Raw genomic sequence first — 16,382 nt, 5'->3', positions numbered from 1 at the left:
CAAGCCGTCAAAATCATCATGGTCGAGGACGACCACGGTCACGCCAAGCTGATCGAAAAAAACATCCGTCGCGCCAACATCAACAACGAGATCAAGCATTTCGATGAAGGCGGCGCGGCCCTCGACTATCTGTTCAGCCCTGAGATCCTGGCCAATGGGCCGCTGCTGATCCTGCTGGACCTGAACCTGCCGGACATGTCGGGAACGGACATTCTGGAACGGGTCAAATCCGACGACCGCCTGAAGCGGGCCCCAGTCGTCGTTCTGACCACGACGGACGACAAGGTCGAGATCCAGCGCTGCTACGACCTGGGCTGTAACGTCTATATCACCAAGCCCGTGGACTATGAGTCCTTCGCCGGCGCGATCCGCCAACTGGGTCTGTTCCTGTCGGTGATGCAGGCTCCGGAGATCGAGTGATAGAAACCTCGGGCGCCATTCGGCTGCTCTATATCGACGATGATCGCGGTCTGTCGCGATTGGTCGAGAAGGAGATGAGCCGCCACGGCTACGCCGTGACCTGCGCGCCCGACGGGGACGCGGGCCTGTCCCTGCTTGCCGCCAACGAATACGACGTCTGCGCCCTGGATCACTACATGCCGACCCGCGACGGGCTGGACGTCCTGCCGGATATTCTGGCTCTAACCGCACCGCCGCCCATCGTCTATGTGACCGGGGCCCAGGACGGCCGGATCGCGGTCGCGGCTCTGCGGGCCGGCGCCGCCGACTATGTGATCAAGGACGTCTCCGAGGACTTCACCTCCCTGCTTCGCTCCGCGCTGGAGGACGCGCTGCTCCGCCGCCGGCTGGAGCGAGAGAACGAGATCGCCCAGGAAGAAATCCGCCTGGCCCGAGACCGCGCCGAGGCCATGTTGCGCGAGGTCAATCACCGCGTCGGCAACTCGTTGCAGCTGGTGTCCAGCTTCATCTCCTTGCAGATGCGGCACATCGATGACGAACGCGCCCGTGAAGCCCTGCGCGAATGCCAGGCGCGGATCGAGGCCGTGGCCCATGTCCATCGCCGCCTCTACACCTCGGGCGACATGAGCCGCGTGGCCATGGACGAATATCTGGAAGGCCTGATGGACGAATTGTCCAAATCGGTCGGCCCCGGCGAAGGCTCGCCCCGTCTGGTGGTGGACGCCGCTCCCATGTGGGTCACCACCGACCAGGCCGTATCTCTGGGCGTCGTGGTCGCCGAGCTGGTCACCAATGCGGTCAAATACGCCTACCAGCCGGGGCAGGGCGGCGAGATCCGCATCAGCCTGAAACCGGACGGCGAACATCGCGCGATCTTGACCGTCGAGGATGACGGTCCCGGTCTGGGCGACGGCACGCCCAAGGGCACCGGCCTGGGCGGCAAGATCATCTCGGCCATGGCCTCGGGCCTGCGTTCGGCCGTCGAGTTCGACGGGGCCCACAAAGGCGTTCGCGCCAGACTGGCCTTCGACCTCTGAGGTCGGACATTCGCCATGCTCCAGTTCGGCCTTCGCAATCCCGGTTTAGACTATCGCCATCGCGCGACGGCCTTCGGCGTCGTCGAACGCGACGGCCTGATCGCTTGCGTCCGGGTGGAGCGTCCGGCCGGCGCCTATTTCGATCTTCCTGGCGGGGCCGTGGACGGGGAGGAGACGGAGGTTCAGGCCCTGGTGCGCGAGTTCGTCGAAGAGACGGGGCTTACCGTGACGCCCCTGAACCGCATCGCCGAGGCAGGCCAGTACCATCTGAAGAGCAATGGCCAGCCGCTCTACAACGTCGGCGGCTTCTGGACAGCATCGGTCGCGGCCGAGAACCCGGACGCCAAATGCGAGGATGATCATACCCTGGTCTGGTTGGACCCGACCGTGGCCCTGTCGCGCCTGCGCCATGACGCCCACGCCTGGGCCGTTGCTGTCTGGTTGCGTCGGGCAAGCTGAGCCTTACGGAACAAGGCTGCCCGCCATCCCGTTCTTCTTTCACGTCGCGGCGTTATGACAGTGCCGCCTGAAAAGGAGAATTTCTATGGCTGATCAAGACCGCATCGAAGGCTCCGCCAAGAACATGGGCGGCAAGATCAAGGAAGGCGCGGGCAAGATGACCGGCGACTCCAAGCTGGAGGCCGAAGGCAAGGCCGATCAGGTTGAGGGCAAGGTCCAGAACGCCGTCGGCGGCGTTAAGGATAGCGTCCGCGACAATCGCAACTGACGCGACCAGATACTGAGATTGTCAGACACGCCGTCCGCGAAAGCGGGCGGCGTTTCCTTTGGGTCAGTCGTTGCCCCACAGCTTCAGCTTCAGACCCTTGTCCTCCGTCGCGCCGACCGGCCGGCATTCGGAGCTGAAGCCCCCCTCGACGGGACGGGGGCGGCAGTCCACCTCCTTGGGCAGGGGGGAATCCGTCGGGGCGCGTGATTGGGGGCCGCATTGCAGCCCATAGGGCGAGCCGCCGCCCTCCGCCGCCTGGGTCATCTGACAGTCCCCCGCCATGCCCGCTGGGCGTAGGGCGTCGGGAAGGTCGGGTCCCAGGGCCAGGGCGAGCTGGGCCCGCACCTCGGTCTGACACGCCTCCAGCGACCGGGCGCCGCGTAGCTGCGGGCTGCACCGCGCCCGCTCATAGCCGAACGGATCGGCAAGACCCCACTGCGGCACCGTGTGCGCCACGGCTGGCGCGGGCGTCTCGGCTACTGGCGCAGGCGCTTCCCAGACCACAGCGGGGGCGGCCTGTTGGGCCAGAAGAAGCAGGGCGACGGCGGCGAGCATGTCTCAGGCCTCTTACTATTTTCGGGGCGGTTCGCCCGGGACGCGAAAACTACCTTGTCAGCGCTCGCATCGCCTTGTCGAGCCCTTCCAGCGTCAGGGGGAACATTCGGTCGTCCATCACCTCGCGCAGCAGGCCGACGGAAGCCGTATAGCTCCAGTACCGCTCCTGCACCGGGTTCAGCCACACGGACTTTTCCCACTGCCGCCGGGCGCGTTGCATCCAAACGGCGCCGGCCTCCTCGTTCCAGTGCTCGACCGAACCGCCCGGCATGGTGATCTCATAGGGCGACATGGTCGCATCGCCGACGAAGATGGCCCGCCAGTCGCTGGGATATTTGTTCAGCAGATCCCAGGTGGCGATCCGCTCGGTGTGACGCCGCCGGTTGTCCTTCCAGACGCCTTCGTACAGGCAGTTGTGGAAATAGAAGAACTCCAGGTTCTTGAACTCGGTCCGGGCGGCCGAGAACAGCTCCTCCACCAGCTTGATGTGCCCGTCCATGGACCCACCGATGTCCAGGAACAGCAGCACCTTGATCGTGTTGCGCCGCTCGGGCCGCATCTGGATGTCCAGCCAGCCCTGGCGCGCCGTGCCGTCGATGGTGCCGTCGATGTCCAGCTCTTCCGCCGCCCCCTCCCGCGCGAACCGGCGCAGGCGACGCAGCGCCACCTTGATGTTGCGCGTGCCCAGCTCGATCGTGTCGTCTAGGTTCCTGAACTCGCGCTTCTCCCAGACCTTGACCGCCCGCCCGTGCTTACCGGGTCCGCCGATCCGCACGCCCTCGGGATTATAGCCGCCGTGGCCAAAGGGGCTGGTCCCGCCCGTGCCGATCCACTTGGATCCGCCGGAGTGGCGCTCCTTCTGCTCCTCCAGCCGCTGCTTCAGCGTCTCCATCAGCTTGTCGAACCCGCCCAGCGCCTCGATCTGAGCCTTTTCCTCGTCGGACAGATATTTCTCGTTCAGCAGGCGCAGCCAGTCCTCGGGGATGTCCGTAGTCAGATCCTCGCCCGTCCCGACAGATTCGACGCCCTTGAAGACGGTCCCGAACACCTGGTCGAACCGGTCATAGTGTTTCTCGTCCTTGACCAGCACCGCGCGCGACAGGTGATAAAAGGCCTCGATCTCGCGCCCCGCCAGATCGCGATCCATGGCCTCCATCAGATGGAGCCATTCCTTCATCGACACCGGAACCTTGGCGTCGCGCAGGGCGGTGAAGAAGGGGAGGAGCATCAGGCTTCACCCAGGCTGCGAAGCGCCGCGTCCAGTTGTGGCAGGCTGACGCTGGCGATCAGCCAGAGGACTTCCGGCTTCAACGTTTCGTAGCTGTGCGCCACTCGATTTCGCAGACTGACGATGTCGGGCCATGGAATGTCCGGCAGGCGCGTCTTTACGGCGTCGCTCAGGAAGCGGGCGCATTCGCCTGTCCGCAACAGGTTCATACAGACGGCGTCATACACCAAGGTTTGACACATGAAGCCTTCCCGGCCTTCAGGCGCGATGTAGGATTTTACACGGCTGGCGGCGTCCAGGATTTCCGCGATCAGGTTCGCGTCGGCTTCGTCAGACAAGGATCAGGTCTTCCTCGACCTTCGTCCTGACATAGGGCCGCATGACTTCCCAGGAACAGAACTCGACCGGCGTTTCCAGTCTTTCCGCCAGCAGGCGTTCCGTTGTCAGAAACTCGATGCCCATGGGCCTGGAAGTATCCACCAGCAAATCCACGTCGCTGTCCGGTCCCGCTTCGTCGCGGGCGTAGCTGCCGAACAGGCGCAGGTTGATGATGCCCTGCTCTTCCAGCCAGGGCTTCAGCTCACGCAGCTTTTCCAGCAGTTCGGCGCGGGTCATGCCCGCACCATAGTCTATCCGCGCCGCAAGATGAACTCGTGGTCGCGCCAGGCGCCGACCGGGTACTCATACTCGCCCGCCTTCTCGAACCCATAGGCTGCGTAAAGGCGCTGGGCCTTTTCGTTGCCGCTCCAGACGCCGATCCAAAGCGGGCCCCGAGTTTGGGCCTCCATCCAGTCCAGCGACAGGGTCAGCAGTTGAGTGCCCAGGCCCAGACCTTGCGCGGCCTTGGACACATACAGGCGGCGCAGCTCCATATGGTCCGGACGTGCCTCGGGGTGAGGCAGGCCGTTGGGACCGGCGTTGGCAAAGGCCAGCAGTTCGCCGTCCCGCTCGGCCACCCACCAGGCGCAGCCGGGCTCAGCCAGCTTTTTCAGCGTCGGCTCGGGATCGAAACTGGCGTCCAGGAAGGCCTTCAGATCCCCCTCGGGATAGGGAATACCGAAACCGGTCACGAAGGTGTCGATGAAGGTCTGCCGACCCAGGGCGCCCAGGGGTTCGGCGTCTTCGAGGCGGGCAGGGCGGATCAGGGGCTCGGTCATGACCCGGCTCTACAATGGGGCGAGCCGCGCGTCACCGGCGACAAGGCCGAACCGGCGGCGTATCGTGATCTGGATGTCCATCCCCCTCTTCACCCATCCGTCGATGCTGGCCCATACGCCGGGCGTCGGTCATCCCGAAAGCCCCGCTCGTCTTAAGGCGGTGCTCGACGCTTTGGACGATGCGGGTCTGACCGCAGACCGGCGCCTCGCGACCCTCGCCGAAGTCGCCGATCTGGAGCGGGTTCACCCGGCGGCCTATGTCGCCCGCCTGCTTGAGGCTTCGCCGACGGAGGGGCTGAACGCGCTCGACGCCGACACCGTGCTGTCGCCCGGCAGCGTGCCGGCGGCGCGGCTGGCGGCGGGGGCGGCTATCGACGCGGTCCGGGCCGTAGCGCGGGGCGAGATGAACCGCGCCTTCGCCGCCGTCCGTCCGCCCGGTCACCATGCCGAACCGGATCGCGCCATGGGCTTCTGCTTGTTTTCGTCCGTCGCTGTGGCGGCGCGGGTGGCTCAGGCCGAGGGGATGGCGCGGGTGGCGGTTGTCGACTTCGACGTCCACCACGGCAACGGCACCCAGGCGGCGTTCGAACACGACGACAGCCTTTTCCTGGCCTCGATCCACCAGATGCCGCTTTACCCAGGCACGGGCGCGGCGTCCGAGACCGGCGTGGGCAATATCGTCAACGCCCCGGTGGCGCCCCATGCGGCGCGCGAGGCCTGGCGCGCGACCTTCGCCGGCGGACTGATGCCGGCGCTGGACGCCTTCCGGCCGGACCTGATCCTGATCTCTGCGGGCTTCGACGCCCACCGCCGCGATCCTCTGGCCCACCAGTCGCTGGAGGCCGAGGATTTCGCCTGGGCGACCCGCGCGGTTCTGGAGGTCGCGCGCCGGACCTGCGCAGGCAAGGTTGTGTCCGCGCTCGAGGGCGGTTACGACCTTGAAGGACTAGGCCGCTCCGCGGTCGCACACGTCGCCGCGCTCGGGGAGGAATAGGACGTACAACGCCTTGAAACTTAAGGCCCGTCCGATCGCCATGTCATCCCCCGCCCTGTCCCTCGATTCGACCGAAGACTCTGCCGCCCAGCCGGCCGGCGGGTCTGCGTCCCGCGCCTTGGTCGGCGTCCGCCCAGGCGCCATCACCCTGACGCGCCACGGCGAGCCTGCTCTATCGCGCAAATGCCTGATCACCGCGCGTCAGTACGGCGACTGGTGGGCGAAATACGAGATCGGCGGCCTGCTGGCCGGCCAGACCCCGCCGCCGGAACTGGTGGCCACAGCCCAGGGCGCCGGCGCCATCTACGCCTCGACCCGTCAGCGCGCCCAGGAAACCGCCGCCGCGGTCGCTGCGGGGCGTGAGGTGATGTCCGACGTCCTGTTCATCGAGGCGCCCCTGCCGCCGCCGCCGATCCCCGACTGGATCAAGCTGTCGCCGAAATGGTGGGGCGTGGTGTCGCGCTTCTGGTGGCACGCGTTCGACCACCACGGCGGCCAGGAAACCCGCGCTGAGGCCGAGGTCCGCGCCGAACAGGCGGCGCGCAAACTGATCGCCCGTGCCGAAACCGGCCAGGACGTGCTGGTCTTCGCCCACGGCTATTTCAATCACATGGTCGGCGCCCGGCTGAAGGCCGACGGCTGGAAACTGGTGCATAATCAGGGCTTCAAATACTGGTCCCAGCGCCGCTACGAGAAGCGATAGCCGCATCCACCGTTGATGCAGGCTTCGACCCCCTCTAGGGTCCGCGCCATGACCGATACCGCCGCCGCTATCCCCGCCGACCTCAGCTTTGAAGACGCCCTGCAGCGCCTGGAGACCATCGTCTCGCGCCTGGAATCGGGCCAGGCGCCGCTGGAGGAATCCATCGCCCTGTACGAGGAGGGCGCGAAGCTGAAGGCCCATTGCGAGGCCCGTCTGAAGGCGGCCCAGCTGCGCGTCGAGAAGATCGTGGTCGGACCGGACGGTCAGGCCAAGGGCGTCGAGGCGGCGTCGTTCGAATGACGCAGGCGATCACCTTCGACGACTTCATGAAGGTCGACATCCGCGTCGGCCGGATCGTCAAGGCGGAAGCCTTCCCCGAGGCGCGCAACCCGGCCTTCAAGCTGCAGATCGACTTCGGCCCCGAGATCGGCGTCAAGAAATCTTCGGCCCAGATCACCCGCCACTACACGCTGGAAGAGCTGGAGGGCCGCAAGGTCGCGGCCGTGGTCAACTTCCCGCCGCGCCAGATTGGGCCGGTGAAGTCCGAGGTCCTGACCCTGGGCTTCCCCGACGCGGACGGCGAGGTGGTGCTGGTCGGTGTGGATCGCGACCTGCCGCTGGGCGGGCGGCTGTTTTGACCCATATCCTCGCGGCCAATTCGCCTGAGCAGGCTGTGATCGACCGGGTCGCCGAGGTCGCCGATCTGGTGACCGTGGCGCTCGACGAACTGCTGCCCCGCGCCGAGGGCCCGGAAGCCCGCCTGACCGAGGCCATGCGCTATGCGGCGCTGGGTCCCGGCAAGCGGCTGCGGCCCTTCTTCGCCCTGGAGGCGGCGCGGCTGTTCGACATCGACGAGCGGTCGGTGCTGCGCGCCGCCTGCGCCCTTGAATGCGTCCACGCCTACAGCCTGGTCCACGACGACCTGCCCTGTATGGACGATGACGACATGCGGCGCGGTCGCCCGACCGTCCACCGCGCCTATGACGAGGCCACGGCGGTCCTGGCCGGCGATGCGCTTCAGACGGCGGCCTTCGACATCATCCTGCACGAGGATACCCACGACGACGCGGCGGTCCGTTGCGAGTTGGCGGCGCGACTGTCGCTGGCCTCGGGCGCGCGGGGCATGGCCGGCGGCCAGATGATCGATTTGCTGGGCGTGCGCGACGACCTGGGGGGCGTCGCCCGGATGCAGCGGCTGAAGACCGGCGCCCTGTTCGCCTACGCCTTCGAGATTCCGCTGATCATCGCCGAGGCCTCGGCCCAGCATCAGCACGCCCTGATCAGCTTCGCCCACGATGTCGGCCTGGCCTATCAGATCGTCGACGATCTTCTGGATGCGGAAGGTTCGCCCGAGGAAATGGGCAAGGCCGCCGGCGGCAAGGATGCGGCTTTGGGCAAGACCAATTTCGTCACCCTGCTGGGCCTGGAGGAGGCGCGCCAACGTGTCGCCCACCTATCCGACCAGGCCCGCGCCCATCTTGAGCCCTTCGGACTCGAGGCGGAAATCCTCAAGGCCAGCGTGGACTTTGTGCTACAGCGCCGGTCCTGACGGGTGGCCTGGAACGCGACCATTCCGGCTCGCATTCTGCGCGTGAACCATGGCGGAGAGACGGGCGCCATACTCATCTATCGCGCGCAAATCGCCGTGGCGCGATGGCGAGCGCCGGATCTCCGGCCCTTCCTACTCGAAGCATTGGCGCATGAACGAGAACATCAGGCAAAGTTCCGCAATCTAATGCCCGCCCGCGACAGCAAGCCATGTCGCGCCATGTGGATATGGATTCTAGGCGGGACTGGGCTCGGCCTGGTTTCGTCCCTGCTTGGCCGCGAAGCGATTCTGGCTTGCACAGCGGCAGTCGAAAGAACGGTTCATCGACACCTCAACGATCAGATCGCTTGGACGGAGATGCACGATCCGGAACTGCACGATACGATCAAGGTCATTCAGGTCGAGGAGATGGCGCACCTCGAGTACGCCACCCAGAGCCGTCGCTCTGCCGGCTTCGGGTGGCTCGAAAGCCTGATCTCGGGAGCGACCGAAGGTCTCATCTGGCTGTCGACTAGAGGCGATTCCAAACGCCTCGCCGAGCAGTTGGCGGACCATCACAGCCGGTGAGGGGTTGAAAGATAACCCCTCGGGCGACATGGACGCTCGCCTAAGGTCTTCTCTCGGACTAAATAACTTCAATGCCCGACACCCCGCTTCTCGACACCGTCAAGTTTCCCGCCGACATGCGGGGCTTCGACATCGCCCAGCTGAAGCAGCTGGCGGAAGAAGTGCGGGCCGAGACCATCGACGCCGTCTCGGTCACGGGCGGCCACCTGGGCGCAGGCCTGGGCGTGGTCGAACTGACCACGGCGCTTCACCATGTGTTCGAGACGCCCAAGGACATTCTGATCTGGGACGTCGGCCACCAGTGCTATCCGCACAAGATCCTGACCGGCCGTCGCGACCGCATCCGCACCCTGCGCCAGCCCGGCGGCCTGTCGGGCTTCACCAAGCGCAGCGAGAGCGAATACGACCCCTTCGGCGCCGCCCACGCCTCGACCTCGATCAGCGCCGCCCTCGGCTTCGCCGCCGCGCGCGATCAGAAGGGCGAAAAGAACAAGGTCGTGGCCGTCATCGGCGACGGCTCCATGTCCGCCGGCATGGCCTATGAGGCGATGAACAACGCGGCCGAGGCGACCAATGGCCAGCTGATGGTCATCCTGAACGACAACGACATGTCCATCGCCCCGCCGGTCGGGGGTATGAGCGCCTATTTAGCCGGTCTGGTGTCCGGCGGCGCCTATCAAAACGTCCGCCGCCTGGGTCGTTCGGTCGCACAGCACCTGCCGCGCCCCTTCCGCAACGCCGCCAAGAAGGCCGAGGAATACGCCCGCGGCATGGTCACCGGCGGCACCCTGTTCGAGGAACTGGGCTTCTACTACGTCGGCCCCATCGATGGGCATGACATGGAGAACCTGGTCCCGATCCTGAAGAAGGCGGCGGCCATCGAGGACCGGCCGGTGTTGGTCCATGTCGTGACGCAAAAGGGCAAGGGCTACGCCCCGGCCGAGAGCAGCGCCGACAAACTGCATGCGGTGGTCAAGTTCGACGTGATCTCGGGCAAACAGGCCAAGTCCGTGTCGAACGCGCCCAGCTACACCAAGGTGTTCGGGACCGAACTGATCAAACACGCCAAGGTCGATCCCTCGATCGTGGCCATCACCGCCGCCATGCCCTCGGGCACCGGTCTGGACCTGTTCGGCCAGGCTTTCCCCGAGCGGACCTATGACGTCGGCATCGCCGAACAGCACGCCGTCACCTTCGCCGCCGGCCTGGCCGCCGACGGGATGAAGCCGATCTGCGCCATCTATTCCACCTTCCTTCAGCGCGGCTACGACCAGGTGGTCCACGACGTGGCCATCCAGTCGCTGCCGGTGCGGTTCGCCATGGACCGGGCCGGTCTGGTCGGCGCCGACGGGGCGACCCACGCCGGGTCGTTCGACATCGGCTTCATGGGCGCCTTGCCCGGCATGGTGCTGATGGCCGCCGCCGACGAGGCGGAACTGGCGGGCATGATCTCGACCAGCCTGGCTATCGACGACCGCCCCAGCGCCTTCCGCTATCCGCGCGGCGACGGCGTCGGGGTCGAGATTCCGGAACTGGCCGCCCCGTTCGAGATCGGGCGGGGCCGGATCGTGCGCGAGGGCACGTCCGTCGCTATCTTGTCCCTGGGCACCCGGCTACAAGAATCGCTGAAGGCCGCCGATCTTCTAGCCGCGCGGGGCGTGTCCGCCACTGTCGCCGACGCCCGCTTCGCCAAGCCCCTGGACGCGGACATGATCCTGCGTCTGGCGCGCGAGCACGAGGCCCTGATCACGGTGGAGGAGGGGGCCATGGGCGGCTTCGGCGCCTTCGTCCTGCAGCTGCTGGCGGAAAAGGGCGCGCTGGATCGTGGACTCAAGGTCCGCACCCTGAACCTGCCCGACGTCTTCCAGGACCAGGACGCCCCCGCCGCCATGTATGCCCAGGCGGGCCTGAACGCCGAACATATCGCGGCGGCGTCCCTGACCGCGCTGGGGGTCGAAGCGACCCGAGCCGTACGGGCCTGAGACCAGAAGCATGACCGCCGGCGCGTCTCCCCGGCCGGTCGGGTCGGCCTTCCTGATCGGCTACGCCGTCGCCTATATCGGCGCCTTCATCGGCGTCGCGCCCCTGCTTCAGGTGCTCGCGCCGCTCCACGCCGAGCTGATCGACGGCCAGGACAAGGGGCCTCTGCTCAGCCAGGCCCTGTTCTGGGGCTGTATGGCGGCCGGGGTCGGAAATATTATCGGCGGCGCCTTGAGCGACCGCACCCGATCGCGGCACGGGCGGCGGCGGCCGTGGATCGTGGTCGGCGCGGTGCTGACGGTCGGCAGTTACGCCGCCATCCAGCAGTCCTCGACCCCTCTGGGACTGATTTTGGGCCTGGTCTGTTTTCAGCTGACCTTCAACATCCTGCTGGCCCCGCTGATCGCCCTGTTCGCCGACCGGGTGCCTGAAAATCGGCGCAGCGCCATGTCGGCCGTGATGGGCATGGGCTATCCGCTGGCCGCCATGATCGGTTCGGTCGTCATGGCCTGGGGGCCGCAGGGCGAGGTGGCGCGCTTCGCCACCCTGGCCGCCGTGGTCCTGGTCGCCACTGTGCCCTTCGCCCTGCTGTCGCGAGAGGATCCCGTGCCCGCCGACCGGGTGCGAGCGCCCCTGTCGGGCTTTTCCTTGCCCAGCCTGCTGCGCCCCTTCGCCGTTCGCGACTTCACCCTGGCCTGGACCTATCGGTTCCTGGTGGTGACCGGCTATTCGCTGGTGGCCTTCTATCTGCTCTTCTACATCGCCGACGCCATCGGGTTTCCGCGCCTCTTCCCCGGACGCTCGGCCGAGGCCGGCCACTCGCTGCTGACCGCCATCGCCGTGGTCGGGGTGGTCGGGGTCAGCACCATCGTCGCCATGGGCGGCTCGCGGATCACGCGGCGCAAGCCGCTGGCTATTGCAGGCGGGGTGCTGCTGGCCATCGCGGCAGCGGTTCTGGCGACCACCCAGGACTGGACCACCGTGGTCGTGGCTTTCGCCCTCTATGGCGTGGGCCAGGGCTGCTACGGCGCCATCGACATCGCCCTGATGACCGATGTCCTGCCGTCGGTCGAGGACCGGGGCAAGGACCTGGGCCTGATCAATCTGGCCGTGACCCTGCCGCAGGCGATCGCACCCCTGATCGCCCTGGTCCTGCTCGAGACCCTGGGCCTGGACTTCCGCAGCCTGTTCCTGGCCGCCACCGCCTGTTTCGGCGGGGCGACCCTGGCGGTGGCCTCGATCAGGCGGGTGCGGTGATGTCTTCCAGCGGGCCCAGACCCGTCTCGGTCCGCGCCAGTCGGTAGCGTTTCAGCGTCCTGGTCTCATACGGCTTGGCCAGGATGGTCGAGACGGCGCGCAGTTCACCCACCGCCTGATCCCGCTCCAGCGTCAGCAGCACATAGCCCTTGGCCGACTGGTCGCAGAACTTGATCTCGGGATTGGCGGCCTGAAGCGCTAGGCCCAACGGCAAGCCGGCCACCAGATCCCCCGGCGAGGGGCTGGAGATGGACGAGGTCCCGAACTCTACCGCCCGGCGCTCCCCGCCGTTATCGTGCAATTCGTTGACCCAGAAGGCGTGGCTGTCGCCGGCCAAAACAATGGGCTCGACCCCGGCCTGTTTCATCGTCTCGTAAAGGCGCTCGCGCCCGGCCGGATATCCGTCCCAGCTATCCAGGTTGAACGGCAGGCCCAGCTTGAACAACTGGATCGCGGCCTGAACCTGGGGCTGATACTCGGCGGGCAGGCCGGCGATCATCTGCGCCAGCTGGGCCGGCGGCACCATTTCTTCGATGTTCGGTCCCTTGACCCGGGCCATGACGACCTGGTTGCCCAGGATCTGCCAGGGGCGACCGGCGGCCTTGGACTGGCTCATGGCCTCGCCCAGCCAGCGACGCTGGCTGTCGCCCAGCAGGTCGCGCGACGGCTCCTGGCGCTGGGCCTCGAAGGCCGCGATGTCCGGCCGCCCGTCGGCGGTCTTGGGGATGTTGGCGAAGTCCATCTGCTCGTTGCGGGCCAGCAGCCGGGTTTCGACCATATGCAGGCTGGCCAGGTCGCCGAAGTGGAAGCTTCGGTTGATCGCCTCCTTCATGCCGCCCGCCTTGGCTTCACGGATCGGCATCCACTCGTAATAGGCGCGCAGAGCCGCCGCCTTGCGCGTCGCGAAATCGCCTTCCGTCGCCGGCTGATGGTTTTCGGCGCCCAGCATCCAGGTGTCGTTGGCCACCTCGTGGTCGTCCCAGACGCAGATGAAGGCGGCGCGGGCGTGGGCGGCCTGCAGGTCGGGATCGGTCTTGTACTGGGCGTGGCGCATCCGATAGTCGGCCAGGCTGACGATCTCGTGCGGGGGCTGGGGCGCCCGGTTCAGGGCTGCGCCGGTGGCCATGCCATAGTCGTCGGCTGCGGCGCCGTATTCGTAGATATAGTCGCCCAGGTGGACGACCGCGTCCAACCGGTCCAGCTGCGCGATCGCCTCATAGGCGTTGAACAGACCACCGGGATAGAGCTGGCAGGACACCACGGCCAGGGCCAGGTCGGGCGTCGCGCCATGCGGCAGGGTGCGGACCCGCCCGACCGGCGAGGTCACGCCATTGGCGATGAAGCGATAGAAATACTCGCGGCCCGGCTCCAGGCCCTGGCCGTCCAGATCGTGTTTGACGGTGAAGTCGCGTGTGGCCTGGGCGCGCAGGCCGGAAGAGCGGCGAACTACGTCGGCGAAGGCGGCGTCGTTCGCCACCTCCAGCGTTACGGCAACATCCCCGGCCGACGGATCGGTCGGGGTGACGCGCGTCCAGAAGACCGCCGAATGCTGACCCGGATCGCCGCTGGCCACCCCGTGAAGGAAGGCGACCTGACCGGTATAGGCGGACTGGGCGACGGCGGGCGTCGCCGCCCCCGCGCCAAGCAGTCCCAGAAGGCTGCGGCGATCCAGATTCATCGTTCGATCCTCAGAGTTTCAGCTTGAACACCAGGCCGTACGCCGCCGGACGACCGGCGATGAAGGTCGGCATGCCCAGGGCGTCGCCGGTGTTGCCGGCGTCCTTGATATATTCCTCGTCCAGGACGTTCTCGCCGAAGGCTTCGACGCCCCAGTTCCCACCTTCCGGCGTATAGCGGACGCGCAGGTTCAGCAGGCCATAGGCGTCCTGGTATTCGTCCTGGACCAGGTCGGCGACGATGTTGCTGGTCTGCAGGGCCGGGATGTCGTTGTCGTCGTCGAAGAAGACCTTGGACTGCCAGGTATAGGTCGGCTGGACCTCGATCTCGCCGCCCGCGACCGGCAGGCGCCAGGTCGCGCCGATCGAGGCGGCGTTGTCCGGCGACAGACGGAACTGGTTGCCTTCGTAGATGCCGTTCTCGAAGCGCGAGTGGTTGTAGGCATAGGTGGCGAACAGATCGAGCATCGACGCCACGGCGAAGTTGGCCTGACCCTCGAAGCCGTAGGACTTGGCCTCGCCCGCATTGGTCGTGATCGTCTGCGTGCCTTCCTGGATCGTCGTCTGGAAGTTTTCATAGTTGTACATGAAGACCGCGCCGTCGACGCGCAGACGGCCGTCCAGCATGGCCGACTTGGCGCCGATCTCGTAGCTGTCGACGGTTTCCGCGTCGACCGGGCTGAAGCGCGGCGCGCCGCCGGGGCCGGAGGGGCCCGAGGCGCTGATCACTTCCGGGCGACGGCCGCGCGCATAGTTGGCGTAGACATTGGCAGCATCGGTCAGCTCGTAACGGGCCGTGACCCGCCAGGTCACGCCGTCGTCCTCGGAGTCATAGTAGGAGAAGTCGCCGTTGTTTGCGGTCGGCTGCGACGTCAGGCCGAACAGCGGGAAGGCGCTGGCCGGCAGGCTGGCGAAGGCCGGGCTGGCCATGGCCGACAGGAAGGCCGGCAGCTGGGCCGCCGGGATCGCGCCGGCTTGGATCGCCAGCAGGGCGCCCAGGGCCGAACGGCTCTCGACCGAGCTGGCGTAGCCGGTGGTTTTGTCGTCGCGGGTGTAGCGGACGCCGGCCGACATTTCGAACCGGTCGGTGAAGGCGTAGGTGGCGTCGGCGAAGACGTCGTAGGACGTCAGTTCCGAGCTGTTGATCGGGGTCTCGATATGGTTCGAGTCCAGGTTGGCGGCGATCGGCGTGGCCAGGGCGCCGGCGCCCAGCGGCGTCAGCAGAGAGGCCAGGATCCCACGCGCAACGGTCGGATACAGCGAAGCGGGCAGGGTGTTGTCGCCGACCGCCGTCGGCGACCCGTCCAGCAGGCCGGACAACTGCGCCAGGGCCATGCTCTCGTTCCACTGGGTCGGCGTGCGCTGATAGCCTTCTTCATGGAACCAGCCGGCGCCGACGAAGCCCGTCAGTTGGCCGCCGTTGTCGAAGCCCAGACGCAGCTCCTGGCTCCACTGTTCGCCATGGGTCTCTTCCGCCGCCGTCAGGATCGGCAGGGACACGCCGTCGGCGTCGAAGGTCTCGTAGTTGTCGAACTCGCGATAGGCGGTGGTCGAGTTCAGGGTCCAGGCCGAATTCAGATCGATCCGGGCCAGACCCGTGACGCCCCAGACTTCACGGCTCAGGCCCAGGGTCTTGCCGCCGTCGAAATCGGCGCCCGACGTCAGGGCCGCGCCTTCCCAGGGCTCCGTGCCGCCCAGCACCGCGCCGGTGGTGGGATTGGCCGGCTCATAGGCGTTCGACTTGAACGAGGTGCCCGAGGCGTTGTCGTTCTGATAGTTGCCGATCACGTCGAACCGCATGGCGTCCGACGGCTCCCAGGCGCCCGACAGTCGCACGGCCTTGGTCTCGATGGCGTTATAGTCTTCGCCGCCCAGCAGGTTCTCGACCGAGCCGCCGCGCGTCTTCAGGCGGGTGGCGACGCGCAGGCCGGCCGTCTCGCCGACGGGCAGGTTCAGCGCGCCCTCGACCATACGATAGTCTTCGTTGCCGGCCTCGATATTGGCATAGGCCTCGGTCTCGCCGGGCTGGGCGCGGTTCTGGACCAGATTGACGGCGCCGATCAGGGCGCCGCGCCCGTACAGGGTCGACTGAGGACCCTTGGCGATCTCGACCCGCTCCAGGTCGAACAGTTCGACATAGGAGCCGCGCGACTTGGAAATCGACACGCCGTCCTGGAACACCGACACGCGGGGCTCGGCGGTGGCGGCGCCGGAGTCGGAGGTGATGCCGCGCATCACGAAACCGGGGTTGTTGGGCGACTGATTTTGAACCAGGAAGCCGGGCACGAAGGCCGAAAGCTGCTCGAACTCCTGAATGCCCAGGTCTCCTAGGAACTGGCCGGAATAGGCGGTCAGGGCGAACGGCACCTCGATGGTCTTCTGTTCGCGCAGCTGGGCCGTGACGATGATCTCGTCGAGGCTCGCCGGCTCCGTCGTCTGGGCCTGCGCCCCGTGCGCCGCCGCCATCGCGCCGGTCATCGCCGCCGCAGCCATAAGCCGCGTCTTGAATTCATTCGCCATCGTTTTTCCCCA

19 protein-coding genes are annotated in these 16,382 nt (G+C 66.8%); 12 read left to right on the top strand and 7 right to left on the bottom strand.

From position 1 onward, the window contains the following. Positions 1–18: 18 nt before the first annotated feature. The 4 genes from ACW17X_RS07620 to ACW17X_RS07605 all read left to right on the top strand — a co-directional run bounded on the left by ACW17X_RS07620 (position 19) and on the right by ACW17X_RS07605 (position 2,184). Entirely contained in the window at positions 19–420 is a 402-nt protein-coding gene (locus tag ACW17X_RS07620) for a response regulator (protein WP_492028085.1), read from the top strand. Beyond that, positions 417–1,457 (top strand): sensor histidine kinase, encoded by a 1,041-nt coding sequence (locus tag ACW17X_RS07615; RefSeq protein WP_492100343.1) that lies wholly within the window; start codon positions 417–419, stop codon positions 1,455–1,457. The genes ACW17X_RS07620 and ACW17X_RS07615 overlap by 4 nt, the downstream gene beginning before the upstream one ends. Before the next feature lie 15 nt (positions 1,458–1,472). Beyond that, the gene (locus tag ACW17X_RS07610) at positions 1,473–1,916 is read left to right on the top strand and encodes an NUDIX domain-containing protein (protein ID WP_492100342.1); all 444 of its coding nucleotides are present in this window, start codon (positions 1,473–1,475) and stop codon (positions 1,914–1,916) included. Positions 1,917–2,001: 85 nt separating this feature from the next. Further along, complete coding sequence (locus tag ACW17X_RS07605) at positions 2,002–2,184, top strand: CsbD family protein (protein ID WP_492100341.1); 183 nt, start codon at positions 2,002–2,004, stop codon at positions 2,182–2,184. A 63-nt stretch (positions 2,185–2,247) separates the two neighbouring features. Here ACW17X_RS07605 and ACW17X_RS07600 read toward each other — a convergent pair whose 3' ends face one another. Genes ACW17X_RS07600 through ACW17X_RS07580 form a run of 5 tightly spaced genes read right to left on the bottom strand, consistent with a single transcriptional unit; the run spans position 2,248 to position 5,124 of the window. Beyond that, positions 2,248–2,739, bottom strand: a complete 492-nt coding sequence (locus tag ACW17X_RS07600) for a hypothetical protein (RefSeq protein WP_492100340.1) — start codon at positions 2,737–2,739, stop codon at positions 2,248–2,250. A gap of 49 nt (positions 2,740–2,788) precedes the next feature. Beyond that, a complete protein-coding gene (locus ACW17X_RS07595; RefSeq protein WP_492100339.1) occupies positions 2,789–3,967 on the bottom strand; it encodes a vWA domain-containing protein in 1,179 nt (392 codons plus the stop codon). Beyond that, positions 3,967–4,305, bottom strand: coding sequence for a HepT-like ribonuclease domain-containing protein (locus tag ACW17X_RS07590; protein ID WP_492100338.1), 339 nt, complete (start codon positions 4,303–4,305; stop codon positions 3,967–3,969). Before ACW17X_RS07590 ends, ACW17X_RS07595 begins: the two co-directional genes overlap by 1 nt. After that, positions 4,298–4,582, bottom strand: coding sequence for a nucleotidyltransferase family protein (locus ACW17X_RS07585; RefSeq protein ID WP_492100337.1), 285 nt, complete (start codon positions 4,580–4,582; stop codon positions 4,298–4,300). Before ACW17X_RS07585 ends, ACW17X_RS07590 begins: the two co-directional genes overlap by 8 nt. Before the next feature lie 14 nt (positions 4,583–4,596). Beyond that, positions 4,597–5,124: a GNAT family N-acetyltransferase gene (locus ACW17X_RS07580; protein WP_492100336.1), complete on the bottom strand. Its 528-nt coding sequence runs from the start codon at positions 5,122–5,124 to the stop codon at positions 4,597–4,599. Positions 5,125–5,197: 73 nt separating this feature from the next. Here ACW17X_RS07580 and ACW17X_RS07575 point away from each other — a divergent pair, with 73 nt between their 5' ends. The 8 genes from ACW17X_RS07575 (at position 5,198) to ACW17X_RS07540 (ending at position 12,174) form a co-directional block, all read left to right on the top strand. After that, positions 5,198–6,118, top strand: a complete 921-nt coding sequence (locus ACW17X_RS07575; RefSeq protein WP_492100335.1) for a histone deacetylase family protein — start codon at positions 5,198–5,200, stop codon at positions 6,116–6,118. Between the two features lie 40 nt (positions 6,119–6,158). Continuing rightward, complete coding sequence (locus ACW17X_RS07570) at positions 6,159–6,821, top strand: histidine phosphatase family protein (protein WP_492100449.1); 663 nt, start codon at positions 6,159–6,161, stop codon at positions 6,819–6,821. Positions 6,822–6,869: 48 nt separating this feature from the next. Next, the gene (locus tag ACW17X_RS07565; protein WP_008260204.1) at positions 6,870–7,121 is read left to right on the top strand and encodes an exodeoxyribonuclease VII small subunit; all 252 of its coding nucleotides are present in this window, start codon (positions 6,870–6,872) and stop codon (positions 7,119–7,121) included. Continuing rightward, a complete protein-coding gene (locus ACW17X_RS07560) occupies positions 7,118–7,459 on the top strand; it encodes a tRNA-binding protein (protein WP_492100334.1) in 342 nt (113 codons plus the stop codon). Before ACW17X_RS07565 ends, ACW17X_RS07560 begins: the two co-directional genes overlap by 4 nt. A gap of 35 nt (positions 7,460–7,494) precedes the next feature. Further along, positions 7,495–8,370, top strand: a complete 876-nt coding sequence (locus ACW17X_RS07555) for a polyprenyl synthetase family protein (RefSeq protein WP_492100448.1) — start codon at positions 7,495–7,497, stop codon at positions 8,368–8,370. A gap of 3 nt (positions 8,371–8,373) precedes the next feature. Beyond that, positions 8,374–8,937 carry a demethoxyubiquinone hydroxylase family protein gene (locus tag ACW17X_RS07550; protein ID WP_492100333.1) on the top strand — a complete coding sequence of 188 codons (564 nt, stop codon included), beginning with the start codon at positions 8,374–8,376 and terminating at the stop codon, positions 8,935–8,937. Between the two features lie 71 nt (positions 8,938–9,008). Then, the gene (gene dxs / locus ACW17X_RS07545) at positions 9,009–10,919 is read left to right on the top strand and encodes a 1-deoxy-D-xylulose-5-phosphate synthase (RefSeq protein ID WP_492100332.1); all 1,911 of its coding nucleotides are present in this window, start codon (positions 9,009–9,011) and stop codon (positions 10,917–10,919) included. A gap of 10 nt (positions 10,920–10,929) precedes the next feature. Next, positions 10,930–12,174, top strand: coding sequence for an MFS transporter (locus ACW17X_RS07540; RefSeq protein ID WP_492100331.1), 1,245 nt, complete (start codon positions 10,930–10,932; stop codon positions 12,172–12,174). Here ACW17X_RS07540 and ACW17X_RS07535 read toward each other — a convergent pair. Both ACW17X_RS07535 and ACW17X_RS07530 read right to left on the bottom strand, forming a co-directional pair. After that, positions 12,158–13,852 carry an alkaline phosphatase D family protein gene (locus ACW17X_RS07535; RefSeq protein WP_492100330.1) on the bottom strand — a complete coding sequence of 565 codons (1,695 nt, stop codon included), beginning with the start codon at positions 13,850–13,852 and terminating at the stop codon, positions 12,158–12,160. The genes ACW17X_RS07540 and ACW17X_RS07535 overlap by 17 nt on opposite strands. Before the next feature lie 10 nt (positions 13,853–13,862). Beyond that, positions 13,863–16,370 (bottom strand): TonB-dependent receptor, encoded by a 2,508-nt coding sequence (locus tag ACW17X_RS07530; RefSeq protein WP_492100329.1) that lies wholly within the window; start codon positions 16,368–16,370, stop codon positions 13,863–13,865. Between the last annotated feature and the right edge of the window lie 12 nt (positions 16,371–16,382).

It is taken from the genome of Brevundimonas sp. FV1ye4L, from assembly GCF_058681255.1.
Note: the sequence above shows the minus strand (reverse complement) of the source record. Positions and strands in the feature narration are given on the sequence as shown.